Here is a 9,073-nt window from a genome sequence, read left to right as displayed (position 1 = left end):
ACCCCTTCGGCCTGGCCCCGGATTACGCCCCACCAGGCCACGTATACCGAGGAGGTAGGTACAAGCAGCTCAAGGACCCGGCCACCGACTACAAGAGAAACATTCCGGGTACCGAGATCAACCACATGCCCCCAGATTCGATCAATGGCCTCCCACGCGATCGAGGGCCTGCAATTCAAATGGATAAGATAGATCACTACAGGACGGCCAGCTGGGGGCGCAGCAGAGCCGCAATGTCACATCGAGCGCAGCAGAGAAATCTCATCAGCCAGAACCGCCACCGCGACGCCATCAATATGGACATCGCAGACATCAGGCGGCAGTTCGGCAATAAATACGACGACGCGATCAAGGAAATGATCTACTTCCTCCCCAAGGGTTGGTGAAACAGAGTGGCGCGTTACACAATCGCCCCGAACGAGGGGCTCGACTCTGTCCGATTTGGCGAGTCCAGGGCCGAGCTGCGTGAGAGGCTCGGCTCCTTCACGTCATTCCAGCGGGGTGACTCAGAGAGCCCGACTGACCATTTCACGGAGAAGGGGCTGCTCCTGTCCTTCGACGGAGAGGACTCACTGGAATTCATCGAAGTCACCCCAGAAGCACAGGTGACACATCAAGGGATCACGCTCTTTGGCCGCCCCTACAGGCATGTCCTCGGCGACCTGCGAGAACGCGGCATTGAGGGAACAGAAGACGACCAAGGCGTCGAGTTCGCCGATCTCGGTTTCGCCCTCTTCACGCCCGCCCCGGATGATCCCGATGAAGAGGTGCACGGAGTCTCTGTATTTCCACGAGACTACTACTCGATGTGAACAATGATCGAGCAGGCAGCCAGGCTTGTTGAGCCGTGTGCCAATTGCTGCCGACCACTGGAGGGGTGGGCGGTGCAATTGGTGAAGGAGGGCAGGCTCCGCTGGGAGCTTGAGTGGGCCTGCGACGACTGTGGGGTTTCGCACGACGGTGATTGGGGCGTCGCTCCGGAAGAAGTGCGGCAGCCCATCCTGGCCGAGCACGGGTATCGGCGACTCCGGGTCGAGGGGCCGATCAGTTCGGGAGGAAAGGTCCTCAGAGCGTTCCGCAATGCCTTCGGGGTATCCATCGGCGAGGCGAAGCAATCAGCCAAGGAGCTGACCGAGGAAGAAGGATATCGCGGAACCCTGGTAGAGGTTTCCCTGCTTGCTGAACTTCTCGGGGCGTCCGGCATCGCCACAACGATTGACCATGCCTGACGCCCACCGACCACGACCGGTGCCTCAGAGCGCCGGGAACTCTCCGCTGCGCACGGCGGCAGTGAAGGAAGTCCACGCCTCCGTGGAGAAGGCGAGGGCGGGGCCTGCCGGGTGCTTGCTGTCCCGGACGGGGACGACACCGGCAGTGGTGGCTATGTCGGGTGCGAATTCCACGCACTCACCTCCATTACCGTTGCTGTAGCTGGACTTGACCCACTCAGCACGGGACAGGTCGAGGGCAATCCTCATCGGGTGTATTCCTCCATTGCACTACGGATCATGGACAGTGACTGTTCGGGATGGAGAGCGGCAGCCCGCAGCCAGTCGTAGGTGGCTGTCGCGTTTGCCACCGCATCCGGTGAATCGATCAGTTGGCCTGCCATTGCCGTATCCACGTAGGCGACGTTGGGACCTTCATCGAACGTCAGAAGCGTGTAACTCTCTGACGTCGCGGGTGCGCCCACCGCGAACGGTAGTACCTGGAGGGTGATGTGCGGAGACTCCGCCTCCTCCAGGAGGCGGGCGAGCTGTACGGCCATGACCCCTGGGCCACCCACCGCAGTCCGTAGACACGCCTCGTTCAGAACGCACCAGAGCAGCGGAGGCGTGTCCTTCTCCATCACCTCCCGCCTCCGCAGTCGCCCATCCACCAGCTCATCGATCTTGCTCGTGCTCTTCCGGGGATGCGTGGCCTGGAAGACCTCCCGCGCGTACTCGGCCGTCTGAAGCATGCCCATGACTAGCGCCGCCGAGTAGTTCGAGATGCCCGTCGCCTGCCGCTCCAACTGCACGTACGGCACGAACCAGTCCGGATAGCCATGCTGGCTGGCCCGCTCCCTCAGGCGCGCGAACGTGCCCGGTGTACCGAAGACCCGATCGCACGCGTCGGCGAACTCGGGACTGGCCAGCCGCTCACCCGCCTCCACCTTGGCCACATATTGCTGTCCGTAGTTGGCTTTCAGGCCCAACTCCCGCTGGCTCAGCTCCGCCTGTAACCGCCAGGTCCGTACCTCGGCTCCGAGGAACGCCGCCCCGCTGGACGGTTCCTGGCCTTCCTTGGCCTCACTCACCTGTGGTTCTCCCCTCACCCCAAGCCTCTTGGTGTGCCCCGATCCCTGTTGCGCGCGGCCCCGCAGGGCAACGCTGGGAGTACACAGAGTGATTAAAGCTCGCAAGACACATCCAGGTCAGGAAGAACCCCCCATGGTGTTTCCCTCCGAACACATCACCGAATCCACCCGACATCGCGTCGCGGACCGGGTCACCCGCGAGATGCGGGAAGTGGCGCGGCGACGTGGCTGGGTTGCGGTGGGTCCGGCCGAGCCATCGGCGGGAGGGACTCCGTACGTCCTCTTCTGCGGGGCGCTCCCCGAAGACCTCGCACGGCGCCACCAGCCGCGCCACCTCTCACCCACACCCACCGGAGAGTGACCGTTGAACGACACCTGCCCCACCTGCCGCCACTACGCGGCACTGCGCGAACAGGCCAAACGAGCCGGGGACTACAGCAAGGCCACCGACTACGAGGTACTGCGCCGACGCCACCCCGCCCACACCGTCCACATCCCCCGGCAGCCCGAAGGACGAGCCGTATGAACCACCAGCTCCATCAGCCACAGCCCAACCACCGTCCAATGCCCGCCCCCGGCCAGGTGGCGTACGACCCGGCCAGTGGCCGTACCGGCGTGGTGCAGGCGGTGCACAGCGTCGCCGAATTGCGCTTCGACCACCGGATGACCAGCGATCGCGTCGCGTTCCTCCGGCCGGAGCGAGGCGGGGTCGAGTGGACGGCCGACGCCTGGGCCCTCCGTTTCCCGGCGGACGGGGAGGGCGGCGCGCTGCACCCGCATGCGCCATAACCGTGATGGGTGCGATCCGCGCCCCGCCGCCGTCCGACGGTGGTCAGCGTCGCCAGTCGCCGCACCCTGCGCCAGTCCATGGCCGGTCTGACGGCCAGCACCCCCGGGGCGGTGTCTCGGGACCCGTACGCGCAGGGCCACCGGCGCGATGTGGCGGCGGAGCGGAGTACGCAGGGTGAGGGGTTCGCCACGGCGACCGTGACGGCCGGCTCCGTTGCGTCACGGCCATCACCACGTCGGCTCCCGGCTCCCGGCCGCGAATCAAAACGGCCCGTCGCCGCGTTTCCAGAACCTCGGACCGCGGATCGAGGAGATGTGCCGCCCGCCCGGGTGACCAGCGCCGTGACACCGCCATTCCCCGGCGGCCCGCCATCCGGCGGCGCCTCCGGTGGCGCTTCCCTCCGTCCCGCGCGAGGGAGGACCCTATGGATCCGTCCGCCGACGCCTCCGGCCCCGCCGAGCCCCACCCGCTGAGCGGGAGCGAGCGACGGGAGTACGAGCGGCTGCGCGGGGCCGCGGCCGTACGCCACCGGCGGCTTCGCCACGCGGGCGCGTGTGTGCTGCTCGTCCTCGCGGTCCTGCTCTCCCCGCTCGCCGTCGTCGCCACCTGGCTGCACGAAGAGATCACCGACCCCCACCGGTATGTCCAGACCGTCGCCCCGATCGCCAGGAACCCCGGTGTCCAGTCCACCGTCACCAACCGGCTCACCAAACGCGTGGTCGACCGGGTCGACGTGCCCGCCATCACGGCCCATCTCGCCAGGAACCTGGACAGGACCGGAGCCCCGTCCGTCGTCGTGGACGGCACCCGGATGCTCGGCGGGCCGCTGGAGAGCGCCCTCTCCAACGCCGTGCACCGCGTGGTCCACAAGGTGATCACCAGCGATCAGTTCCCGTTGGTGTGGGACGCGGCCAACCGCCGCGCCCACGCCGCCGTCGTCAAGGTCCTCACCGGTGAGGGCACCAGCGCGGTCCAGGCCCGTGGGAACGCGATCGTCCTGGACATCGGCACCCTTGTCGACAACGTCAAACAGCGCCTCGTCCGGGCGGGCTACGAGAAGGCCGCCAAGATCCCGCACATCGACCGGCAGTTCACGCTGGTGCGGACGGACAAGCTGGACGAGGCACAAGGCGCGATGCGACTCCTCGACATCGTCGGCACCTGGCTGCCCGCCGTGACGATCGTGCTCGCCGCGCTCGCCGTGTGGGTCTCCCCCGCGCATCGGATCACGCTGCTGGCCGCCGGGATCGGCACGGCGGTGATGATGGTCGCGCTACTGGTCGGCCTGGCCGTGGTGCGCGGCGTCTACCTGGACTCCGTCCCGCCCACGACCCTGCCCCGGGACCCGGCGGCCTTCATCTTCGACACGCTCGTACGCTTCCTGCGCGAAAGCACCCGCACCCTTCTCGTCGTCGCGATCGTCACCGCGCTCGCCGCGTATCTGTACGGCCCCGGGCGCGGGGCCCGCGTCGTGCGCTCGGCGGCGGCGCGCGGCACCGGCGCCATCGGCCGGGGCCTGGCTCGCGTCGGAGCCCGCACCGGGGGCTTCGGCCGCTGGCTGGACACCCATCGGGCCTGGACCACCGGCGTGGCGATCACGGGCGGCGCGCTGGCCCTGGTGCTGTGGAACCACCCCACTCCGGCGTCCGTCGGGCTCGTCCTCGGCATCGTCATGGGGGTCCTGGCGCTGATCGGCGTCCTCGCCGGGGCGTCCGGGCCAGCGGCGAACGGCCCCACGGCCTCCGGGCCCACGGCGTCAGGCCCCGCGGCGAACGGCCCCGTGCCCGACGGCCCCGCGGCGGGCGGCCGTCCCGGGCATCCCTGACGGCCGGGCGGTATGCCATGAGGGCGCCGCGGACGCTGTGGGAGCGCGTCACGACCGCGATCGGCGGCGGCCCGGCCGCCCGGTTCCTGGAGCGGCTGGTGGCGGTGAACGTGCTGGAAGCCGCCACCCGGCTGGCGGCCCAGGCGTTCCTCACCGCCCTCCCCCTGCTGATGGCGGTGGCGGCCTTCGTCCCCGACACGCTCCAGAACCTCCTGGCCGACTCCCTGCGCTCGGTGGTGGGCGTGCGCGGTGACGTCCTCGACGAGGTGCGCCGTACGTTCACCACCCGGGGAACGGCCAAGAACACCTCGGGGGTCGTCGGACTGCTGGTCGCCCTGGTGTCCGCGACGGCGTTCAGCAGGGCGCTCCAGGCGATCTGCGAACGGTGCTGGGGGCTGCCCAGGGCGGCGGTGCGCGTCACGGCGTGGCGCTGGCTGCTGTGGCTGCTCGTCTGGCTCGCGGTGCTCCTCGTCCAGGCGCCGGTGCGCAAGGGGTTCGGTACGGGCATCGTCTCCGGGCTGGCGCTGTCCCTGCTGTCCGCCGTTCTGCTGTGGTGGTGGACCCAGCATCTCCTGCTGAGCGGCCGCGTCACCTGGACGCACCTGCTGCCGGGCGCCGTGCTCGCCGGTGTGGGGACCGTCCTGCTGGGTTATCTCTCCCGGCTGCTCATGCCCGTGGCCATGGCCCGCAGCCTCGCCGACTTCGGCCCGCTCGGCCCCGTTTTCACCCTTCTGACCTGGCTGATCGTCGTCTTTCTCATCGCCGTGGCCGGTCTCGCGGCCGGGCCGGCGGTGACTTCGTCGGCCTGGTACGCACGGACTGTCCGTCCGCTGCGGGGACGGGAACGTCCCTGAAGGCCGCCTCGAATATCGTTCGAGAGCGGGCGTTCGGCACTGCTAGCGTCCCTCACGTGGCGAAACTCAATCAGATCATCGCAGTGGAGAAGGGCGTCAAGTCCAAGACGCAAGCGGACCTGACGGCGTCCCAGCGCCGGCTGGACAAGCCGGTGCTGCTGGCGGGGATTTCCCGGACGTATCAGCCGAAGGACGAGGAGGGCGAGCAGTTGCCGCCCGAGTCGACGCGGGTGCAGGTGAAGGCGGAGGACATCCTTCGGGAGACCGCGACGACGCTGACCCGGCTGTTCGATGTGACCGCCACCAAGGACTGGACGAACTGCGAGGCCCGGGCGGACATCGAGGTCGAGGGGCGCACGCTGCTGCGTGATGTGCCGGTCTCGTATCTGCTGTTCCTGGAGAAGCAGCTGACGGATCTCGCCACCTTCATCCGCAGGCTGCCGACCCTGGACGCCGCCGAGTCGTGGTCGCTGGACCCGTCGACGGACTGCTGGAAGACCGAGGCCGTGCGGACCGTCCGTACGAAGAAGGTGCCCAGGAACCATGTGAAAGCGGAGGCCACGGAGAAGCACCCGGCGCAGGTCGAGGTGTACTACGAGGACATCCCGGTCGGCTACTGGACGACCGTGAAGTTCTCCGGCGCCCTCCCGGCGCGGCGCGTCAATGAGGTGCTCGACCGGGTGGAGAAGCTCCAGCAGGCGGTCAAGTACGCCCGCGAGGAGGCCAACGGCGTCGAGGTCACCGATCAGCGCGTGGGCGAGGTGGTCTTCGGCTACCTGTTCGGGTAGCGTCATGGACTCCCCGGCCGCCGGGTCAAGCGGCGGTGCGGGGTGCGCGAGGAGCGCAAGCTGATACTGAAGCTCGTCGTGATGCACGCGGTTGCGTTGGGAGGTTTTGACCACCTCCCCGAGCACTTGGTCACGAGAGGGGACGGTCCGTCCCAGGAGGCAGCCGGGTTTAGCCCCCGGTCTTCGAGCGGGCCGTGCGCCCGTGGCACGCGTTCAATCTCAGATTCTCGCTCCAGCCTCAGCATTCGCCGCCGATCGCCTCACCGACCGGGCACGGGCTTGGTCGTCGGATGCCGGTTCGAATCCGGCCCGCCCCGCTTCGTGGAGCGGTAGTTCAACGGAAGAACACGACGACATCAGACTGACCCGTGCCCATCCGGGCGGGCGTGCGCAGTTGGGCGGCATCACAGGGCCCGGGGGATGGCCAAACCCTCGGGTCCGCTTCTCCTCCCGCCCGTCTCGCTTGGTGTGGCACCGAACGGCTGCGGATCGAGATCCCGTCCCAGTAGGGTCCTGCGTACGAGAGGGGGAATAACACCCGTGTATTCACCCGTTCTTGACCCGAGGTAGGCGCCATGCTGCACGGCATCGACGTGAGTTCGCACCAGTCCACGTTCGACGCGGACGGACTGGCCTTCGTCTTCATCAAGGCCACCGAAGGCCGGTCGTACATCAACCCGAAGCAGACCTCGCAGGCGTCCCGGGCGCGCAGGGCGGGATGCGTCGTCGGCTTCTACCACTTCCTGTGGCCGGGCAACATCTCGGCACAGGCGCGCTACTTCGTCGAGAAGTGCGCGTCCCAGAAGCACGATCTGCTCGCCGTGGACTGGGAGACCACCGGTTCCGGCACCCGCGCCAGCAACGCCGAGAAGGACCGGTTCATCCGCGAGGTCAAGAAGCTGCGGCCCACGCACCGGGTGATGCTCTACTGCAACCGGAACTTCTGGCTCAACTACGACACCACGTCGTACGCGGGCGACGGCCTGTGGATAGCGGACTATGTGACGGCGGGCAAGCCGCGCATCAAGGCGAAGTGGCGGATCCACCAGTACACCGACCGCCCGCTGGACAAGGACGTGGCGAACTTCTCCAGCAAGTCCGCGCTCCAGGCATGGGCCGACCCCAGCCGGGCGGCGCTCACCGCCGATGAGGAGACGGAGGACGTGGCGGACGTCCACACGGCGGAGAACGTGGCGGACGGGGAGAACGTGGAGGACGTGGAGGACGGGGCCTGACCCGGTCCCGGAGGCCCCGGGCCCCTCGGGGCGTTGTCGGTGGGGGCGCCTACGCTGCCCGGTATGAGTTACGCAGACCTGCGCGAACTCCGCAGCGCGCTCACCACCGCGTCGGACATCGCCTTCTCGCTGGACGCCGCACCCTCCGGGCCGGAGACCGAGCTGCTCACCGACGCCCTGCGCCGGGCGCTCGCCGCGGCGGGATCGCTGACCGCCGAGCACGGTGCCACGGGCTGCCCGGAGCATCCGCGCGGGGCCGTCGACCCGCTGTACGGGGATCCGGACGATCCGCTGCCGCCCGGCTACGGCCGCTGTCTGCTGTGCAACGACCGCAGACGGCGGGCCGGCGCACAGCGGCGCGGCTGGCGCTGAACGCGCCGGCCGCGCCGTCGTCCGTACGGCCCGGTCAACCGGTCTTCGGCCTGCTCAGCGGAGCTGCGTGCAGCCTGCTCAGTCAGTCCGCTCGCGACCTGTTTCAGGCGGTCTTCTCGCCGCTCTTGTTCTGGGCCGCCCAGAACTCGTCGAAGGTGAGCAGCCCATCACCGTTGGAGTCGTGGGCGTTGATGACGGCCTGGGCGACGGGCTCCGTGACATACGGGTCCCCCAGCTGCGCCATCACGCTCTTGTACTCGGCCGCGGTGATCTGGCCGTCACCGTTGAGGTCATACCGCTCGAACGCCTTGCGCGCCGCCTCGATGTCCGCCACCTGTTCCGCCCCTTCCGTGCGTTTCTTGACCCGCACAGATTAGCGGTCGGGGGTGGCCGGTTCGTCTCGGCCGTGTCACGGCGCGCTCGGCATTCGGTTCGCGGCGCACGTGGCGTACGAGGCATACGCCGCGGTGCGCGGCCTCAGACTCGGCGGTGTGCCCGGCTCCCTCCGTTGACCAGCCTCATATAGCGGTCCCAGTCCCACAGCGGGCCGGGGTCGGTGTGGTCGGTGCCGGGGACCTCCACATGGCCGATGATGTGGTCGCGGTTCTTGGGGATGCCGTAGCGGTCGCAGACGGCCGCGGTCAGGGCGGCGGACGAGGCGTACATCTCGTCCGTGAACCACTTGGGGTCGTCCACCCAGCCCTCGTGCTCGATGCCGATGCTGCGGTTGTTGTAGTCCTTGTTGCCCGCGTGCCAGGCGACGTCCTTCTCCCGGACGAACTGCCCGATGTAGCCGTCGGCCGAGGCGACCATGTAGTGGGTGGACACCTGCTTGGCCGGATCCTGGAAGATCTTCATCGCGTCCGGGAAGGTCTCCTGCGTCACATGGATGACGATGAAGTCGATCGGA

The 9,073-nt window shown here is 68.3% G+C and carries 14 protein-coding genes; 9 read left to right on the top strand and 5 right to left on the bottom strand.

What is annotated here, in order from left to right; all coding sequences use genetic code 11:
- On the top strand, positions 1 to 386 hold a 386-nt coding region (locus GWI24_RS34665), incomplete at its 5' end, for a hypothetical protein (RefSeq protein WP_210950014.1).
- A 183-nt stretch (positions 387 to 569) separates the two neighbouring features.
- Here GWI24_RS34665 and GWI24_RS34660 read toward each other — a convergent pair.
- Positions 570 to 773, bottom strand: a complete 204-nt coding sequence (locus GWI24_RS34660; RefSeq protein ID WP_210950013.1) for a hypothetical protein — start codon at positions 771 to 773, stop codon at positions 570 to 572.
- 42 nt (positions 774 to 815) lie between these two features.
- Here GWI24_RS34660 and GWI24_RS34655 point away from each other — a divergent pair, with 42 nt between their 5' ends.
- The gene (locus GWI24_RS34655) at positions 816 to 1,229 is read left to right on the top strand and encodes a hypothetical protein (RefSeq protein WP_210950012.1); all 414 of its coding nucleotides are present in this window, start codon (positions 816 to 818) and stop codon (positions 1,227 to 1,229) included.
- Positions 1,230 to 1,253: 24 nt separating this feature from the next.
- Here the strand turns inward: GWI24_RS34655 and GWI24_RS34650 are convergent, their stop codons facing one another.
- Both GWI24_RS34650 and GWI24_RS34645 read right to left on the bottom strand, forming a co-directional pair.
- Positions 1,254 to 1,478, bottom strand: a complete 225-nt coding sequence (locus GWI24_RS34650; RefSeq protein ID WP_210950011.1) for a DUF397 domain-containing protein — start codon at positions 1,476 to 1,478, stop codon at positions 1,254 to 1,256.
- Positions 1,475 to 2,299, bottom strand: a complete 825-nt coding sequence (locus tag GWI24_RS34645) for a helix-turn-helix transcriptional regulator (protein WP_308344188.1) — start codon at positions 2,297 to 2,299, stop codon at positions 1,475 to 1,477. The genes GWI24_RS34650 and GWI24_RS34645 overlap by 4 nt, the downstream gene beginning before the upstream one ends.
- A 364-nt stretch (positions 2,300 to 2,663) precedes the next feature.
- On the opposite strand from GWI24_RS34645, the gene GWI24_RS34640 reads away from it, so the two are divergent.
- The 7 genes from GWI24_RS34640 to GWI24_RS34610 all read left to right on the top strand — a co-directional run bounded on the left by GWI24_RS34640 (position 2,664) and on the right by GWI24_RS34610 (position 8,163).
- Positions 2,664 to 2,825, top strand: a complete 162-nt coding sequence (locus GWI24_RS34640) for a hypothetical protein (protein ID WP_210950009.1) — start codon at positions 2,664 to 2,666, stop codon at positions 2,823 to 2,825.
- Positions 2,822 to 3,088, top strand: coding sequence for a hypothetical protein (locus GWI24_RS34635; protein WP_210950008.1), 267 nt, complete (start codon positions 2,822 to 2,824; stop codon positions 3,086 to 3,088). Before GWI24_RS34640 ends, GWI24_RS34635 begins: the two co-directional genes overlap by 4 nt.
- A gap of 425 nt (positions 3,089 to 3,513) precedes the next feature.
- On the top strand, positions 3,514 to 4,914 hold the full coding sequence (locus GWI24_RS34630; RefSeq protein WP_210950007.1) for a hypothetical protein: 1,401 nt from the start codon (positions 3,514 to 3,516) through the stop codon (positions 4,912 to 4,914).
- Between the two features lie 17 nt (positions 4,915 to 4,931).
- Positions 4,932 to 5,768 carry a YhjD/YihY/BrkB family envelope integrity protein gene (locus GWI24_RS34625; protein ID WP_210950006.1) on the top strand — a complete coding sequence of 279 codons (837 nt, stop codon included), beginning with the start codon at positions 4,932 to 4,934 and terminating at the stop codon, positions 5,766 to 5,768.
- 56 nt (positions 5,769 to 5,824) lie between these two features.
- A complete protein-coding gene (locus GWI24_RS34620) occupies positions 5,825 to 6,556 on the top strand; it encodes a hypothetical protein (RefSeq protein ID WP_210950005.1) in 732 nt (243 codons plus the stop codon).
- A gap of 575 nt (positions 6,557 to 7,131) precedes the next feature.
- Positions 7,132 to 7,791, top strand: coding sequence for a glycoside hydrolase family 25 protein (locus tag GWI24_RS34615; protein ID WP_210950004.1), 660 nt, complete (start codon positions 7,132 to 7,134; stop codon positions 7,789 to 7,791).
- Between the two features lie 63 nt (positions 7,792 to 7,854).
- The gene (locus GWI24_RS34610) at positions 7,855 to 8,163 is read left to right on the top strand and encodes a hypothetical protein (protein WP_201851079.1); all 309 of its coding nucleotides are present in this window, start codon (positions 7,855 to 7,857) and stop codon (positions 8,161 to 8,163) included.
- Positions 8,164 to 8,266: 103 nt separating this feature from the next.
- Here the strand turns inward: GWI24_RS34610 and GWI24_RS34605 are convergent, their stop codons facing one another.
- Together GWI24_RS34605 and GWI24_RS34600 are read right to left on the bottom strand one after the other, a co-directional pair.
- The gene (locus GWI24_RS34605; RefSeq protein WP_037960901.1) at positions 8,267 to 8,497 is read right to left on the bottom strand and encodes an EF-hand domain-containing protein; all 231 of its coding nucleotides are present in this window, start codon (positions 8,495 to 8,497) and stop codon (positions 8,267 to 8,269) included.
- Between the two features lie 143 nt (positions 8,498 to 8,640).
- On the bottom strand, positions 8,641 to 9,073 hold a 433-nt coding region (locus GWI24_RS34600; protein WP_210950003.1), incomplete at its 5' end, for an N-acetylmuramoyl-L-alanine amidase.

It is taken from the genome of Streptomyces sp. MK37H (assembly GCF_018035285.1).
Classification (GTDB): domain Bacteria; phylum Actinomycetota; class Actinomycetes; order Streptomycetales; family Streptomycetaceae; genus Streptomyces; species Streptomyces endocoffeicus.
The sequence above is the reverse complement of the archived record's forward strand: the minus strand, read 5'-3'. Positions and strand labels throughout refer to the sequence as shown.